At 40.3% G+C, this 15,922-nt stretch carries 15 protein-coding genes; 5 read left to right on the forward strand and 10 right to left on the reverse strand.

All coding sequences use genetic code 11. The features are described from left to right. Window positions 1-10: 10 nt before the first annotated feature. From nuoF to ndhC, 5 genes are all read right to left on the reverse strand, one after another. Entirely contained in the window at window positions 11-1,342 is a 1,332-nt protein-coding gene (gene nuoF, locus AOLE_RS15885) for an NADH-quinone oxidoreductase subunit NuoF (protein ID WP_004794326.1), read from the reverse strand. After that, the gene (gene nuoE / locus AOLE_RS15890) at window positions 1,339-1,848 is read right to left on the reverse strand and encodes an NADH-quinone oxidoreductase subunit NuoE (protein WP_005302974.1); all 510 of its coding nucleotides are present in this window, start codon (window positions 1,846-1,848) and stop codon (window positions 1,339-1,341) included. Before nuoE ends, nuoF begins: the two co-directional genes overlap by 4 nt. Window positions 1,849-1,861: 13 nt before the next feature. Continuing rightward, entirely contained in the window at window positions 1,862-3,649 is a 1,788-nt protein-coding gene (gene nuoC / locus AOLE_RS15895) for an NADH-quinone oxidoreductase subunit C/D (RefSeq protein WP_004794331.1), read from the reverse strand. 84 nt (window positions 3,650-3,733) lie between these two features. After that, window positions 3,734-4,411 carry a NuoB/complex I 20 kDa subunit family protein gene (locus AOLE_RS15900; protein ID WP_002050353.1) on the reverse strand — a complete coding sequence of 226 codons (678 nt, stop codon included), beginning with the start codon at window positions 4,409-4,411 and terminating at the stop codon, window positions 3,734-3,736. Window positions 4,412-4,417: 6 nt separating this feature from the next. After that, the gene (gene ndhC / locus AOLE_RS15905) at window positions 4,418-4,969 is read right to left on the reverse strand and encodes an NADH-quinone oxidoreductase subunit A (RefSeq protein ID WP_003653481.1); all 552 of its coding nucleotides are present in this window, start codon (window positions 4,967-4,969) and stop codon (window positions 4,418-4,420) included. A gap of 424 nt (window positions 4,970-5,393) precedes the next feature. Between ndhC and AOLE_RS15910 the strand changes: the two genes are divergently transcribed. Next, window positions 5,394-6,812, forward strand: a complete 1,419-nt coding sequence (locus AOLE_RS15910) for a sensor domain-containing diguanylate cyclase (RefSeq protein ID WP_013198845.1) — start codon at window positions 5,394-5,396, stop codon at window positions 6,810-6,812. Window positions 6,813-6,903: 91 nt separating this feature from the next. Further along, window positions 6,904-7,257: a hypothetical protein gene (locus AOLE_RS15915; RefSeq protein WP_002120022.1), complete on the forward strand. Its 354-nt coding sequence runs from the start codon at window positions 6,904-6,906 to the stop codon at window positions 7,255-7,257. A gap of 22 nt (window positions 7,258-7,279) precedes the next feature. Here AOLE_RS15915 and bfmS read toward each other — a convergent pair whose 3' ends face one another. The 3 genes from bfmS to AOLE_RS15930 are packed head-to-tail and all read right to left on the reverse strand — an operon-like array spanning window position 7,280 to window position 9,857. Then, complete coding sequence (gene bfmS, locus AOLE_RS15920; RefSeq protein WP_005302970.1) at window positions 7,280-8,929, reverse strand: sensor histidine kinase BfmS; 1,650 nt, start codon at window positions 8,927-8,929, stop codon at window positions 7,280-7,282. A gap of 32 nt (window positions 8,930-8,961) precedes the next feature. Next, the gene (gene bfmR, locus AOLE_RS15925) at window positions 8,962-9,678 is read right to left on the reverse strand and encodes a response regulator transcription factor BfmR (protein ID WP_003653488.1); all 717 of its coding nucleotides are present in this window, start codon (window positions 9,676-9,678) and stop codon (window positions 8,962-8,964) included. Beyond that, window positions 9,675-9,857 carry a hypothetical protein gene (locus AOLE_RS15930; protein WP_034679197.1) on the reverse strand — a complete coding sequence of 61 codons (183 nt, stop codon included), beginning with the start codon at window positions 9,855-9,857 and terminating at the stop codon, window positions 9,675-9,677. The genes bfmR and AOLE_RS15930 overlap by 4 nt, the downstream gene beginning before the upstream one ends. Before the next feature lie 353 nt (window positions 9,858-10,210). Between AOLE_RS15930 and AOLE_RS15935 the strand changes: the two genes are divergently transcribed. The 3 genes from AOLE_RS15935 to AOLE_RS15940 all read left to right on the forward strand — a co-directional run bounded on the left by AOLE_RS15935 (window position 10,211) and on the right by AOLE_RS15940 (window position 14,653). Next, window positions 10,211-13,042 (forward strand): ribonucleoside-diphosphate reductase subunit alpha, encoded by a 2,832-nt coding sequence (locus AOLE_RS15935; RefSeq protein WP_004794340.1) that lies wholly within the window; start codon window positions 10,211-10,213, stop codon window positions 13,040-13,042. A gap of 54 nt (window positions 13,043-13,096) precedes the next feature. Continuing rightward, window positions 13,097-13,231 carry a preprotein translocase subunit YajC gene (locus AOLE_RS20085; protein WP_081399196.1) on the forward strand — a complete coding sequence of 45 codons (135 nt, stop codon included), beginning with the start codon at window positions 13,097-13,099 and terminating at the stop codon, window positions 13,229-13,231. A 138-nt stretch (window positions 13,232-13,369) separates the two neighbouring features. Then, window positions 13,370-14,653, forward strand: a complete 1,284-nt coding sequence (locus AOLE_RS15940; RefSeq protein WP_005302967.1) for a ribonucleotide-diphosphate reductase subunit beta — start codon at window positions 13,370-13,372, stop codon at window positions 14,651-14,653. Here the strand turns inward: AOLE_RS15940 and AOLE_RS15945 are convergent. Together AOLE_RS15945 and AOLE_RS15950 are read right to left on the reverse strand one after the other, a co-directional pair. After that, window positions 14,642-14,884: a hypothetical protein gene (locus tag AOLE_RS15945; protein ID WP_013198847.1), complete on the reverse strand. Its 243-nt coding sequence runs from the start codon at window positions 14,882-14,884 to the stop codon at window positions 14,642-14,644. The two genes, AOLE_RS15940 and AOLE_RS15945, sit on opposite strands and share 12 nt — an antisense overlap. A gap of 186 nt (window positions 14,885-15,070) precedes the next feature. Further along, window positions 15,071-15,829, reverse strand: a complete 759-nt coding sequence (locus AOLE_RS15950) for a sulfite exporter TauE/SafE family protein (protein WP_013198848.1) — start codon at window positions 15,827-15,829, stop codon at window positions 15,071-15,073. Window positions 15,830-15,922: the final 93 nt, after the last annotated feature.

Raw genomic sequence — 15,922 nt, forward strand, 5'->3', positions numbered from 1 at the left:
GTCGAATTCCTTAAGCTTGTTCTACGTTGCTGGTTTGCACGACAGGACGAGTCGTCACTTTCGCTTCAAACTCACCACGGAAATGTTTGAGTGCGCCCATAAGCGGCTCCATCGCACCTGGTGCGTGGGCACAGAAAGTTTTACCGATCCATAATTTACGAGTCAATTCTTGTAAATGGTCGATATCTTCTTTCTTACCTTCGCCTGCTTCAAGTGCTTTAAGCGCTTTAACAGCCCATGGCAAACCATCACGACATGGTGTACAGAAACCACATGATTCACGCGCAAAGAACTCTTCTAAGTTACGAGTGAGCGATACCATGCACTGGGTTTCATCTACAACCATCAATAAACATGTTCCCAAACGAGAACCTGCTTTCATAATCGTGTCTGCATCCATTGGTAAATCAATGGTATCTGCTGGTAAAAAGTCAGTTGAAGCACCGCCCGGTAACCATGCTTTAAGCTTTAAGCCTTCTCGCATACCACCAGCATGATCTTCAATCACTTCACGTGCAGTTGTACCAAATGGCAATTCCCAAAGACCTGGGAATTTCACTTTACCTGACGCACCATAAATTTTAGTGCCTGGGTCTTTTGATTTACCTGCTGATAAACCGATATACCACTCTGGACCACGAAGCATAATTGCTGGCAAGTTGTTATAAGTTTCAACGTTGTTCACAATTGTTGGACGGCCCCATGCTCCTGCAACTTGCGGGAACGGCGGCTTAGTACGAGGGTTAGCACGACGACCTTCAAGCGAGTTAATCAATGCAGTTTCTTCACCACAGATATAACGCCCTGCACCCGTATGTACATGCAACTCAAAATTCCAGCCAGAACCTAAAATATTTTCGCCTAAATAACCTTTAGCACGAATCTGTTCTAACGCTTCATTTAGATATTGAGCCGCCTCGATATATTCACCACGGATAAAGATATAACCTTGAGTTGCCTCTAAGGTATAACCCGCAATCAACATCCCTTCGATCAATTGATGTGGAAGTTTTTCCATCAACAAACGGTCTTTAAAGGTACCCGGTTCCATTTCATCGGCATTACAGATCAAATAACGTGGACCACCATCATTTGGTGCCATTAATGACCATTTAATACCCGCTGGGAAACCCGCACCACCACGACCTTTTACAGTTGCAGCTTTAATCACGTCTAACACTTCAGCAGGTTTCATGCCTAATGCTTTTTTAAAGCCAGCATAACCTTCAAGTGCTTCGTAATCATCAGCACCACGAACTTCGTCACGTTTGCTTAAACGCCAAGTTAGTGGATGAGTTTCTGGATTACCGTCGCCATAAATTGGTTTTGGTTCAGTATTCATACATACTTCTCCAATAACTGTTTGACCGATGTCACTTCAACTAAACCGTGAGTATCTTCATCAATCATTAAAGTTGGGCCTTTGTCGCAGTTGCCGAGGCAGCAAATTGGAAGCAGCGTAAAACGACCATCTGGTGTCGTCTGACCATACTGAATTCCTAGTTCGCGCTGGAATGCTTCAGCAAGTGTTTCTGCACCCATCAAGAAGCAAGCAATTGAGTCACAAAGCAAAATTACGTGACGACCTACCGGATGGCGATAGATACGGTTGTAAAATGTTGCAACACCTTCCAAATCAGCAACACTCATCGACAATAACTGTGCGATGGCATTCATTTGAGCGTCATCTACCCAACCATTACGGCGCTGTACACACTTCAATGCATCCAAAGAGGCTGCACGAGGGTATGGATAGTGACCAATGTGATGTTCGATATCGTGAATTTCTTCCGCAGTCAAAATTCCTTCAACATTCACACGTGGCTTTTTATCAGTCAAAATCATCATTATGTGTTACCTCTTAGCGATCCACGTCAGCCATAACCACGTCAATGGTCGCCAGATAAATGATTAAGTCAGATACCAAACTTCCGTTAATCACTGAAGGCATTTGCTGTAAGTGAGTAAACGTCGGTGTACGAATACGAGTACGATAACTCATCGTCGCTTTATCTGAAGTCAAGTAGTACGTACTTGCACCTTTAACCACTTCAGTCATAAATGATGACTCGCCCGCTGGCATGACAGGACCCCATGAAACGCTCAAGAAGTGCGTAATCAAGGTTTCAATATCTTGTAATGTCTTATCTTTCGGTGGTGGAACAGCCAATGGATGATCCGCTTTATATGGACCAGAAGGCATGTTATCCAAACACTGTTGAATAATTTTTAACGACTCAGTAATTTCACGGAAGTGAACGAGTACACGTGCATATGCATCGCCTTCATACTCAACTGGCACATCAAAATCGAAGTTTTCATAGCCACTGTATGGACGATATTTACGAACGTCAAAATCAATACCTGTCGCACGTAAACCAGTACCAGTTACACCCCATGCGAGTGCAGATTTAGCATCGTATTGTGCAACGTTACGCGTACGACCAATAAACACAGAGTTTTTCAATGCCGCTGTGTAGTATTCGTTTAAGCGCTTAGGCATCCACTCTAGCAATTCTTTAACAAGTTTCTGCCAGTTGTTTGGAAGATCGTGTGCTGTACCACCAATACGGAACCATGCTGGATGCATACGGTAACCCGTGATTGCTTCAACAATGTCGTAAACTTTTTGACGGTCTGCGAACATATAGAATACTGGAGTCATACCACCAGCATCCTGAATTGCCGTACCACAGAATAATAAGTGGTTATTAATACGGAACAATTCGTTCAACATGACACGAATCACTTGCGCACGTTCAGGAACTTTAATACCAGCCATTTGCTCTACAGCCATTACATACGGCATGTTTTGAGCACAACCACCTAAGTAGTCGACACGGTCAGTATAAGGAATGAAAGAATGCCATGTTTGACGTTCAGCCATCTTTTCCACACCACGGTGGTGATAACCGATATCAGGAACACAGTCCTTCACTTCTTCGCCATCTAACTGCAATACAACACGGAACGCACCATGTGCAGATGGATGGTTAGGACCCAAGTTCAAGAACATGAAGTCTTCGTCAGCGTTACCACGCTTAAGACCCCAGTCTTCTGGCACAAAGCGTAAGTGCTCTTGTTCAAAGTCTTGTTTCGCTTTGTCTTGCATGTACGGCGTATATTCTGTCGCACGTGCTGAATATTCTTTACGAAGCGGGTGACCTTCCCAATACGTTGGCAACAAGATACGACGGAGCATTGGATGCCCTTCGAAATTGATACCGAACATATCGTAAGCTTCACGTTCATACCAGTTGGCATTTGGCCAGATATTAGTCGCTGTCGGAAGGTTAAGATCATTTTCGTTCAAGGCAACCTTGATACGAATGTCACTATTACGCTCAAGCGATAATAAATGATAGAACACAGTGAAGTCAGATGCTGGCAAACCATCACGATGAACACGTAAACGCTCATCCATCGCAGACAAGTCAAACAGCATTACATATGGGCGTTCCACTTTACGTAGGAACATAAGGACTTCTTGCACGCGTGCGCGCTCAACCCAGACTGTTGGAAACTCTTCAAAAGTCGCCTGCACGTAAAAGTTCTCACCAAATTTGGTTTTGAGTTCTTCTACGATTGCAAATGCTGGGCGTGAATCAACTGGTGTTGACTCTGGCATAGCAATGTCAGTTTCAGCCATTGGCTTGGCTTCCTATTTAATACAAATTCTGTCAATTTTCTCGATGAACATATCGGTTAGATATGTCAAAACACCGTCAAAAAATTATTTAATCTCATCCATAGAGCGTAAGTTTTTAACGGCAATACGCTGCGCATTCTTACGGTCACGTTCTGGCATCATCTTTGGCTTATACACTGGCTGAAGATCATCACCGATCACGGCAGAAAGCGGGCGTCGCTCTAATTGAATCTGGTCTTGTAAAAGCATTAAAGCTTGAATTAATGCTTCAGGACGAGGCGGACAACCTGGGACGTACACGTCAACAGGAATAATTTTGTCTACACCTTGAACTACTGAATAGATGTCGTACATACCTCCAGAGTTTGCACAAGCACCCATCGAGATGACCCATTTAGGCTCTAACATCTGTTCATATAGACGCTGAATAACTGGTGCCATTTTTACGAAACAGGTTCCTGCAACAATCATCAAGTCAGCTTGACGAGGTGAAGCACGGATAACCTCTGCGCCGAAACGTGACAAGTCATGCACACCTGTTAAGGTCGTTGCATATTCAACGTAACAACAAGAGGTACCAAAGTTAAATGGCCACAAGGAGTTTTTACGCCCCCAGTTTACTGCTGTATGCAAGACATCCTCTAAACGAGTCATGAATACATTTTTATTCACTTCCTCTTCTAGTGGATCTGTCACGATTTGACGTTCTTGCAATGGGTATTGATCAGCATCCGGATTCGCGCGGGTCAGAGTATATTTCATCCCGACTTACTCCTTTTCAGATGACAATGCAGGTGTAGTTTTTGACTTAACACGACCTGATGATTGAGCTGGAATCTGGCCTGTAGGGTCAGTTACGAGCTCTTCAATAGAGTTAAAACGTGTAATTTCAGCAATGTTCATTGTTGGTGAACCGATTTTAATCGCCTCACCTGCTGATTTACGGCGATCTGCTGGTGACCAACTTAAAGCACCTACAGAGAAGGCATAAACAAGCGCAATCAATAAATCAACGACAAAGATCACGACAGTGGTATATCCCAACCACCCTACTTCACGAACAGAAGTAGACCATGCATATAGGTAAAGTGCCTCTAAGTCGAAGACAACAAAGAAAATTGCAACTAAATAGAACTTTGCAGACAGGCGAATGCGAGCGCCACCAGCACTCACGACACCCGATTCAAACTGCTCTTGCTTAGCACGCCCCCACGATTTCCCCCCGAGGAGTAAGGGAACTGTGAGCATAAAGACGCAAAGAAATGTAACGCCGATCACGAAGGCGATAATCGCCCAGTCGTATGGAGTAATGGCACTCATGCGGGGATAACTCCTGGCAGGCCTATTATTTAACAAAGAATGTATGTATTGGCCTTCAAATACACCAAACACAAAATTAATCCCGCCAATTGTACCTGATTTCTAATTTCGCATGCTAGTTGAAGCGTCTTAGTCTTTCGGATGATTTTCTAAACAAAACTATTCTTCTATGGGTTGTAAGGGGGGTTTCACCGCACATAATCGGTTTATTTAATAGTTTTTTTGTTTATGATGATTTTTTTCATTTTTTAATTTTAGAATATTTACACAGTTCATCGACTATTAAGTTTTAATAACTTACTTTTTTATAATATTAGTTTGTTTTTTATTGTATTCAGCTTCTCCTCTGAATTATGATGAATGTTTAGTCATGCATAATATTTTATTACTCTTGGATAAGAGTATTTATCATTAAGGGCAGCTGATGCCATACTCACTTCGTGAATTTTCATTTTTCTCCTCTTTAAAAATTTTTCTCCTGTTTAGCTTCATTATTGCAGTATGTTGTTTTATTGGCATCGCATCTCGCCCTTTAAGCTTTCTCGCATTCTTCTGGCCTGCTAACTCGGTTTTGCTTGGTTTACTCATTCGCTTTCCAAGCACACGTCGATTAAGCTCATTTTTAGGTGCTTATAGCGGCTATGTCGTTGCTGATTTACTTCAGGGTACTCCATTTGCTCTTACACTCGTTTTAACAACGTCAAATTTTCTTTATGTTGTTACTACGTTTGCACTCTATATGTTTTTTAATCAGCATATTAAAGCAGCCTACCGAGGTTATTCTTACCTTTTTTTATTTGCTTTATGCGGAGTAGGAAGTGTAGCAGGCGCATTGTTTGCAGCAACTTTCGTGCCCATGTTTAATACTAAATTTATGCTTGGTGGTTTGTGGGATGAATTTGGTTACTGGTTCACTTCAGAATTGCAAAATGCTTTGCTTCTTTTACCGATCATATTAAATCTACCTCAATATAGTCAGGTAAAACATTATTTTTCAAGAAATCGCGGCTTACAACTAACCGACCTTTTACCTTTCGGAGCTGTCCTCATTTCTATTGCAGCCAGTTATTATGACTCTGGTCCCGGTTCGCTACTCTATCCAATTGCTGCACTGATTTGGTGTGCAATTCGCTACAAACCTATTGTTGTTGCACTCATTACAAGTCTTACGAGTGCCTACATTATTTATCATGTCTCTGGACATTATCTTTTACTCTATCCAAATGACTATTTCAGCAATACGATTTCAATCCGTATTGGGTTAATTATGATGACGATTGCCCCTCTTACGGTTTCCAGTATTAGCGTTTTACACTCAGAATTAATTCAAAAGCTTCAACACGCGATTGCGCATGACGAGTTAACCTCAAGTCTTACTCGACGCCAATTTTTACAGTCGGTCAGGCTACTTCAAGAAAAAGTGCACAAGGAAAATAAAACCTCAGCCTTTTTTATGTTGGATGTAGATCATTTCAAACAAGTTAACGACAACTATGGCCATCAAATAGGTGATCGCGCCCTACAAACCTGTGTTACCACTATTCAAAATATTTTGCATCCTCATGATTTATTAGGACGATTTGGCGGTGAAGAATTTGCAATTTTCATTGCAGATACCACAAAAGAGAGTGCCTTTGACCTTGCAGAGCAAATACGAATTAAAATTAGTCAGCAACCGATTTATATTTATGGGAAATTACCAATTTTCATACAAGTCAGTATTGGTATAAGTTTATATTCCCCTTCATCCCATAGAGCGATTGAAAATTTATTTAAAGAAGCAGATGACGCTTTATATCAAGCAAAACGCCAAGGGCGTAATCGGGTCTTTATATCTTTATAGGTTTTCATTTAATCATCTAGTGTAATGAATTTTATACAATAACCTGTGTTTTGCCATGTATGCTAATAACAGATAATAAGGAGAAAAATGCATGACTCTAGAATATACGCATAAACCAAACTACTACTTGTTTGCTCAGTTACTTGTGCGACATATAGAAAGCTATATTCACAAACATCCAGATGCGAATAATGCAATTTTTGACTTGCGAGATGTCTATGAAATATTTAGACAGGATTTTGCGTCAACGACAACAAACCTAGAAGGTATTTTGCATATTGCAGATGAATATAAAATAGAAACGCTTAATGGAGATCAACCTCTTATTCAAAAATATCAGATTGATGCAAAAAATAATTCATTACTGATCGACTTTAATTCCGATGCGTTAACCAGCTTAAGAAGCGGAAAACCTATTTTGGAACCAGATGCAACTCAATTATAAGTAATACAATAAAAAAGCACCTTTATGAAGGTGCTTTTTTATTGGTTTTCAACGGAGGCTGTTTAAAGCGTTTTGCCGGCCATGTCATGATAAAGCGAGCTCCACCTAAGGTAGGACTTTCATCTACTTTAATCTCACCACCGAACCAGTAAGCAATACGACTTACAATTGACAATCCTAAACCATAACCACCTGACGCACGCGTACGGCTGTCATCTAAACGCGCAAATGCTTCAAATACTCTTTGACGATCTTGCTCAGGAATTCCGGCACCATCATCTTCAACACAAACAAAGGCCATGCCATCGCTGTGAACACCACCTGTAATACGAACTTTGTTATCACAATAACGCACAGCATTACCCACCAAGTTTTGAACCACTCGATGTAAATAACGGCGCTCTGCATCTACTTTCAAATAAACAGGAGGAGCAACAAGCTCAATTTCTTTTTGCGTTTTTAAAGCTTCAGTTTCTACCGCAACTTGATCCAATACATCAAATAGCGCAATTTCAGCAAAATCTAATGAAGGTGTGCCCTGCTCTAGCTTTGCATAAGTCATGATTTCATCAATTAAGGTATTGAGCGCTTCAATATCTTTATCAATCATATCGACCTGATGCATACGATGGTTGTAATCATCTTCCTCTGCCAACATCTCTGTACCAAAACGGATACGGGCAACCGGCGTTCTAAGCTCATGAGATACAGCTCTCATCAACTCACGCTGAGCCTCAATTAAACGCTGAATATGATCAGACATATTGTTATAACTTGATGCCAAGTTTGCCATTTCGTCACTTCCTTCAATAGGAACACGCAATGACAGATCACCTGACTTCATGCGGTTTAATGCATAACGTACTTGGCGAATTTTACGTTCTAACGGCAAGATAAGACCATAAACACCTAAGCTCAGTAAGAATAGGCTAAATAAGGTAATTCCGGCAGAAAGCTGTAAAGGCATCCAGTTAAACATTGGAACCGGTCCAAGAACCAGAACTCGTGTAGGCTGATTTGGTATTGGAGATACGATTGAAATGGTTGTTCCGCGCATTGTTGCACTATCTTTGTACAACATGACACTTTGGTCTTGGCGTAAACGACCAATTTGCTCAGAGTCTAGATTAATATCTTGAATATTGTAGATATTAATTGGATATGAAAAATGTTTTTGAATCTTGGCAAGATATTCTTGTTCTTGCCCCGGATAAAACATTAGATAATCAAGTACAAAAATAGGGAGAGCCTTCATTTGGCGCTCACTAATTTTGTCTACTTTTATCGATAAAAAGTGCTGAGGATCGTCACGTAAACCAATAATGATATACGCGATACTATTACTGGCATCGTAACGGACAACAGACTTTTGAGCTTCGATCCGTTTTTTCTCAGTACGAGATAACTCAACCTTGCTCGCATCAGTGTAATAAATTGGAAGTTCCAATAAATCTGATGCATCTGAAACCCAGTCTATTTTCTGTTGCTTCCCCGGTTGTCGAGCGACTCCCTCACTAATGACATAAGAAATACCATCAGTTAAAGATTCACGGTATTCTTGAGCACGCTGATAATTGATAATTTGTACAAGCAAATAACCAAAAACGGCAACCAAAACAACAAGAATTACCAGTCCCGCATAGATTCGCAGGAATATGCTGTGTTTAAACACTCGACCAACCTTATAGGAAGTTTATTCAGATCTTATAACCCATTGGTTTCTTTAACGAACAAGTAACCTTTACTACGCACTGTTTTAATACGTTTTGGATTTTCAGGATCATCACCAATTTTTGGACGAATACGTGAGATACGGACATCGATTGAACGGTCCTGACCATCGTATTCAATACCGCGTAAACGTTCGAAGATATCTTCACGCGATAAGATACGACCAGCATTTGATGCAAGCAACCATAATAGGTCATATTCTGCGCTAGTGAAATCAACAAGCTCACCATGCAGTGTTACAGAACGGCCGCCATTATCAATTACAAGGTCATCAAATTCGATACGCTGTGCAACTTCGTCTTCTACAGTTTTATCTGTGCGACGTAATAGTGCACGAATACGCGCTAATAGCACACGTGGTTGAACTGGTTTAGCAACATAGTCGTCTGCACCCATTTCTAGACCAAGTACCTGATCCATATCTTCTGTACGTGCAGTCAACATCAAAATCGGTTGATGATAATGTGGACGAACTTCACGGCAAACAGTTAAGCCATCGGCACCCGGCAACATGACATCCAAGACCACTAGGTCTGGTTGTTCACTAATAATACGACGAATTGCACGGTTACCATCAGTTTCTACACCAACTTCCAAGCCGTTGCGGATTAAATACTCTTGAGTTAATCGTGCTAAACGCTCGTCATCTTCAACGATCAGAATCTTTGGTAACTTTTCTTCTTGGCTCATATCATTGCCCCTATAAATCTCATTACATGCATCTTAAAAATCTTGCAGATACATTCGTTTATCATTTGCAATATACACACGTTTACATTGTAAACAAGTAGGCGTTCACCAAACTGATACATGACAACCGTGTTTTGTTGCATTTTATTAACCTTTGAATTTTCTCGTGTTTTTAACATTTAGTTATTGTTATGAAATTTCATATTCTATTCATATTTCCAATGTATGAATATTAAACAAATTATTTCTTCCCCTACATTAATTGTATTTAAGTGATTGTTTTTTGAGTTATCCACAAAGTTATCTATAAGCGTTTTTTAATAGCTTTGCTATGCTATCTCCCATCAAATCATACAGATAAAAAATTACTAAAAAGTCAAGATTGATCTGCTATGAAAAATCCCGTATCTTGTGTTCAAAATAAACTTTAACTACTAAGTCTTGTGTTTATCCCTCAAACATCGTGGCATACTTTTTGCTCGGTTCAAACGGTCTATAAACATAACAAAAGTGACAATGGAGCTATGCTGGCATGAGCGTAATTACTTCGACTCCCGGTCAAATTCAGGTGATCAAACGCACTGGAGATGTTGCTGCATTTGATGCAGAGAAAATTTCTGTTGCGATTGGTAAAGCTTTTCTTGCTGTGGAAGGTCAACAGAGTTCGGATTCAAGCCGTATTCATGACCGTATTACCCAACTGACGGAAATGGTATTAAATACTTTCACTCGTCGTTTACCATCAGGCGGTACAATCCATATTGAAGAAATTCAAGATCAGGTTGAACTTGCTTTAATGCGTACCGGAGAACAGAAAGTTGCTCGCGCTTACGTGATTTACCGTGAACAACGTACTACTGCTCGTCAGCAAACGAACTCAAACCACCACCCTACGTTACAAGTTACCGATGCTAACGGTCAGCTTCAGCCACTTGATTTGAGTGCATTGCAAGCAACTGTAGCGAAAGCAGCTGAAGGTTTGGAAGGTATTGACGTTCAGGCTATTGTTGATGAAACCGTTAAGAACTTATATAACGGCGTAAAAGAAAGTGATATTGCCACTACAATGATGATGGCAACACGTACTCGTATTGAACAAGAACCAAACTATACTTACGTAACTGCACGTTTGCTTTCTAGTGAATTAGTGAGCACAGGTTTAGCATTCTTAGGCTTACCTACAGATACGCCTGAAAACAATGCACTCGAAGCCTTTTTGAAAAAAGGTGTAGAGCTTGACTTGCTTTCACCAGACTTGCTTGATTTCGATTTAGAGAAATTGGCAGCAGCAATTCAGCCAGAACGTTCTAATCAGTTTACCTACTTAGGTTTACAGACTTTATTTGACCGTTACTTCATTCACTCAAACGGCGTTCGCTTTGAATTACCACAATTATTCTTCATGCGTGTGTCGATGGGTCTTGCGTTAAATGAGCAAGATAAAGAAGAACGTGCAATCGAGTTCTATAACTTATTGTCTAGCTTCGACTACATGGCGTCTACGCCTACCCTGTTTAACTCAGGTACATTACGTCCACAGCTTTCTAGTTGTTACTTAACAACAATTGGCGATGACCTTTACGACATTTATGGCGCAATGCGTGACAACGCTATGCTTTCTAAATGGGCTGGTGGTTTAGGGAATGACTGGACACCTGTACGTGCATTGAACTCTTACATTAAGGGTACAAACGGTAAGTCTCAGGGTGTAGTTCCATTCCTAAAAGTTGCGAACGATACAGCTGTTGCAGTAAACCAAGGTGGTAAGCGTAAAGGTGCCGTGTGTGCATACTTAGAAACTTGGCACTTAGACATCGAAGAGTTTTTAGAACTTCGAAAAAACACGGGTGATGACCGTCGCCGTACACACGACATGAACACTGCAAACTGGGTTCCAGACTTGTTTATGCAACGTGTATTTGAAGATGGTGAATGGACACTATTTACCCCTTCTGAAACTCCAGACTTGCACGACTTAACTGGTGCTGAATTTGCTGAGCGTTATGCTTACTATGAGTCTGTAGCGAAAGAAACCAACATGCTACACAAGAAAGTACGTGCTAAAGACTTATGGCGCAAAATGCTTTCTATGTTGTTTGAAACTGGTCACCCGTGGATTACATTCAAAGATGTATGTAACTTACGTTCACCACAACAACATGTTGGTGTAGTTCACTCATCTAACTTATGTACTGAAATTACCTTGAATACAAATCAAGACGAAATTGCAGTATGTAACTTGGGCTCAATCAACCTTGTACAACACGTTCAAGGTGGTGTGTTAGACCGTGAGAAGTTAGCTCGCACAATTAAAACAGCAGTACGCATGCTCGATAACGTTATCGACATTAACTACTACGCTGTACCACAAGCGAAAAACTCGAACTTGAAACACCGCCCAGTGGGTATGGGTATCATGGGCTTCCAAGATGCTCTATATGAAATGAACATCGCTTACGGTTCAGACGCTGCTATTGATTTTGCTGATGAATCAATGGAAGTAATTAGCTACTACGCGATTGAAACTTCAAGCAACTTGGCTGTTGAACGTGGTTCTTACTCAACATTCAAAGGTTCATTGTGGGATCAAGGTATCCTTCCAATCGACTCTTTAGAAATTGTTGCGAAATCTCGTCCAGAGCGCATGTTCGAAGTTGACCGTACTCAACGTTTAGACTGGGACACTTTACGTGCCAAAGTTCAAAAAGACGGTATGCGTAACTCAAACGTGATGGCGATTGCTCCTACTGCAACCATCTCTAACATTTGTGGTGTTTCTCAGTCTATTGAGCCAACATTCCAGAACTTATATGTGAAATCTAACTTGTCTGGTGAGTTCACTGTAATTAACCCTTACCTCGTTCGTGCATTAAAAGATCGTGGTCTTTGGGACACAGTGATGGTTAATGACTTGAAACACTTTGAAGGTTCAGTACAAAAAATTGCTCGTATTCCTGAAGAATTAAAAGCAATCTTTGCTACTGCATTTGAAGTAGATACACGTTGGATCGTTGATGCTGCATCACGCCGTCAAAAGTGGATTGATCAAGCTCAGTCTCTTAACCTTTACATCTCTGGTGCAAATGGTAAGAAACTTGACATCACTTACAAGATGGCATGGTTACGTGGTCTTAAGACGACTTATTACCTCCGAGCTTTAGGCGCAACTTCTGCTGAAAAATCTACAATCAACACAGGTGCTTTAAACGCAGTTAAACCTGCGACTGTTGAAGCAGCGGCAGTTGCTGCCCCTGTTGTAGAAGCGAAAAAACCAGAAGCTGTTGAAGAAGATGGTTTTACCCAAGCAGCTCCAGTTCCAATGGCTTGTTCAATCGACAACCCAGATTGTGAAGCTTGCCAATAACATTCAATGAAATTGCTCTTTTTCACTAAAGAGCAATTTTAAGAGGTAAAGATTATGCTTTTTCATCTCAGCCATAACTATATGCTTGGTGTTGGAGTTTTAATCTTTGCCTTTCTTTTCTTTTATATACCATTGATTTACGCATTTTTCACAATACGTAAGCAACAGCGTAAGCAAAATAAGTTGTAGTGAGTAGAGACCAGAGGCCCAAAATTTGGTCATGCATCAATAAAACTTAATTTTGTTTACACATTAAAAGCGTATAGTAGGGACATCTTCGTTTAAGAGATGTCAAATATAGATATACACAACGAAGAGAGAACAAAAATGTCTATCCTTAGTTGGGACGATTTTGAAGATGATTCGCAAAAACCGGCTGCACCTGAACACAAGTCTGCGCCCATCCAACCGGAAAAAACGTCTGATTCGCAGAATGTATCTGCTGCGCAGTCATCATCGCAGAGCGTGGCAGCTCCACAATCCGCTGGAACCCATTCCGTGCGACCAACAGTTGCCTCCGATACGGTGGCTAGAGCCTCTGCAGCCTTAGAACACTTAGATGTTGCCCCTGGCCTTGAAGAGCTAGAAATGGGCGCGCAACGTGTTCAAGTTGATGACAAAGCAATGATTAACTGTCGTGCGGACTTGAACCAGCTTGTTCCATTTAAATATGAATGGGCTTGGCAGAAGTATCTTGACGGGTGTGCAAACCACTGGATGCCGCAAGAAGTAAACATGAACCTAGACATCGCGCTTTGGAAGTCTGAAAACGGCTTAACTGAAGATGAGCGTACGATTGTTATGCGTTCTTTAGGTTTCTTCTCGACTGCGGACTCTTTGGTTGCAAACAACTTAGTATTGGCAATTTACCGCCACATTACTAACCCTGAATGCCGTCAGTACATTTTGCGTCAAGCATTTGAAGAAGCGATTCACACTCACGCTTACCAATACTGTATCGAATCTTTAGGTATGGATGAAGGCGAAGTCTTCAACATGTACCGTGAAGTTCCATCTGTTGCGCGTAAAGCAGCGTGGGGATTGAAATATACTCAATCTTTAACTGATCCTAATTTCCACACAGGCACGCCTGAAAACGATCAGCGTTTACTTCGTAACCTGATTGCATTCTACTGTGTTCTTGAAGGGATCTTCTTCTACTGTGGCTTTACTCAAATTTTGAGTATGGGGCGCCGTAACAAGATGAACGGTGTTGCTGAGCAATTCCAATACATCTTGCGTGATGAGTCTATGCACTTGAACTTTGGTATCGATATGATTAACCAAATCAAGATTGAGAACCCTCACCTTTGGAGCGCTGAGTTCCAACAAGAAGTGGTTCAAATGATTGTTGAAGGCACAATGCTTGAAATCGAATATGCGCGTGACACAATGCCACGTGGTGTATTGGGTATGAACGCAAGCATGATGGAAGAATATTTGAAATTCATCTGTAACCGCCGTTTATCTCAGTTAGGTTTACCAGAGCAATTTGCTGGTGTAACGAATCCATTTGCGTGGATGTCTGAGATGATGGACTTACGTAAAGAGAAGAACTTCTTTGAAACTCGCGTAACTGACTACCAAACTGGTGGTGCGTTAAGCTGGTAAGTTTAAGCATCTGCTAAATAAAAAACCGCTATCTATAGCGGTTTTTTTATTGGCTATCACCTGCTGTATCTCTCGCACATCACGTGCAGGTATATATCGATCTTTAGCAATCTTGCTAAATTGATTACCCCTATACTTATCTCTTGTGACTTTCTCACTTAAATTAATTTTAAATGAGCTTAATGCAATATTTACTGCGTCTATAGTTATTTTTTCAGAACCAACTATCACGCCATTAAAACCAATTATAAATGGGTATTTATTAATTAGTTTTATTCCACTATAGGTATCAAGGTATTGGTTAATATTTTCTACAAAGCAATATATGTATCTTACCCTTCGTTATTAAAACAAATAGAATAAAATTAAAATTATTAATATCTAAATCAATTAGCTTAAGTATTACTAATAATAAATCTATATTGTTAAAGCATATTTAACAATAATCGAGATTCCAGATAGCAGTACAATGACATTAATAATCTTCAAGAATTGTTGTTTAGACAATTTGAGTGTAATTCGCTTACCAATGAACGCACCTATCAACATTGATGGGATAAACAGAAGCGCAAGTGAAAATAAGTTATCCGAAAAGTACACACCCGCTGTAGTAAATAGAATGACTCGAAAAACCGTACTACACCCAATTAATGTAGTTTGAGTGACACGGATTTTTTCTGGGGTTTCGATTCGTCCATTGAGGTAAATCGCATATAAAAACCCACCGCTACCAAACATGGCTCCTAAGAAACCACCAGATAACCCAAAAGGGAAAACAAATTTTTTCTCTAGTTTTTTCTGTGGCTTAAAGCCGCTTAATGAGTAAATAGCATATAAAAGCGTAAAGATGCCAAATGCTAGAAGTGCGTAACTTGCATTAACTCTCATCAGTAGTATAAAGCCAAGAAAACTACCGACAAACATAAGTGGGATTAGAAATTTTAATTCAGAAAAGTCTGCCTTCTTACCATCTTTAATGACATTTGAAATGGCAGCGAACATATCTAGTAAGGCTAATAGTGGAATAATTTGTGAGAGAGGTAAAAAGTTAAGTAATACAGGACTCGCAATTAACGCAGTTCCAAAACCCACCATTCCAAAAATAATATAAGAAAAAACTATTGTTATTAACATTATCGAAAGTTGCAGCACTGAAAAATATTCTAAAAGATACATTTAAAATTCCATTTTTGATTTTTAACCAAGTCAAACTACACGAAAATATAAATCATCACATAAATATTAGATAATTTTATCAAACATTAAAAT

Source organism: Acinetobacter oleivorans DR1 (assembly GCF_000196795.1).
GTDB lineage: Bacteria > Pseudomonadota > Gammaproteobacteria > Pseudomonadales > Moraxellaceae > Acinetobacter > Acinetobacter oleivorans.

Coding starts and splice junctions, on each gene's coding strand:
- nuoF (WP_004794326.1), bottom strand. CDS start 1,342: ATGAATACTGAACCAAAACCAATTTATGGCGACGGTAATCCAGAAACT.
- nuoE (WP_005302974.1), bottom strand. CDS start 1,848: ATGATGATTTTGACTGATAAAAAGCCACGTGTGAATGTTGAAGGAATT.
- nuoC (WP_004794331.1), bottom strand. CDS start 3,649: ATGGCTGAAACTGACATTGCTATGCCAGAGTCAACACCAGTTGATTCA.
- AOLE_RS15900 (WP_002050353.1), bottom strand. CDS start 4,411: ATGAAATATACTCTGACCCGCGCGAATCCGGATGCTGATCAATACCCA.
- ndhC (WP_003653481.1), bottom strand. CDS start 4,969: ATGAGTGCCATTACTCCATACGACTGGGCGATTATCGCCTTCGTGATC.
- AOLE_RS15910 (WP_013198845.1), top strand. CDS start 5,394: ATGCCATACTCACTTCGTGAATTTTCATTTTTCTCCTCTTTAAAAATT.
- AOLE_RS15915 (WP_002120022.1), top strand. CDS start 6,904: ATGACTCTAGAATATACGCATAAACCAAACTACTACTTGTTTGCTCAG.
- bfmR (WP_003653488.1), bottom strand. CDS start 9,678: ATGAGCCAAGAAGAAAAGTTACCAAAGATTCTGATCGTTGAAGATGAC.
- AOLE_RS15930 (WP_034679197.1), bottom strand. CDS start 9,857: ATGTTAAAAACACGAGAAAATTCAAAGGTTAATAAAATGCAACAAAAC.
- AOLE_RS15935 (WP_004794340.1), top strand. CDS start 10,211: ATGAGCGTAATTACTTCGACTCCCGGTCAAATTCAGGTGATCAAACGC.
- AOLE_RS20085 (WP_081399196.1), top strand. CDS start 13,097: ATGCTTTTTCATCTCAGCCATAACTATATGCTTGGTGTTGGAGTTTTA.
- AOLE_RS15940 (WP_005302967.1), top strand. CDS start 13,370: ATGTCTATCCTTAGTTGGGACGATTTTGAAGATGATTCGCAAAAACCG.
- AOLE_RS15950 (WP_013198848.1), bottom strand. CDS start 15,829: ATGTATCTTTTAGAATATTTTTCAGTGCTGCAACTTTCGATAATGTTA.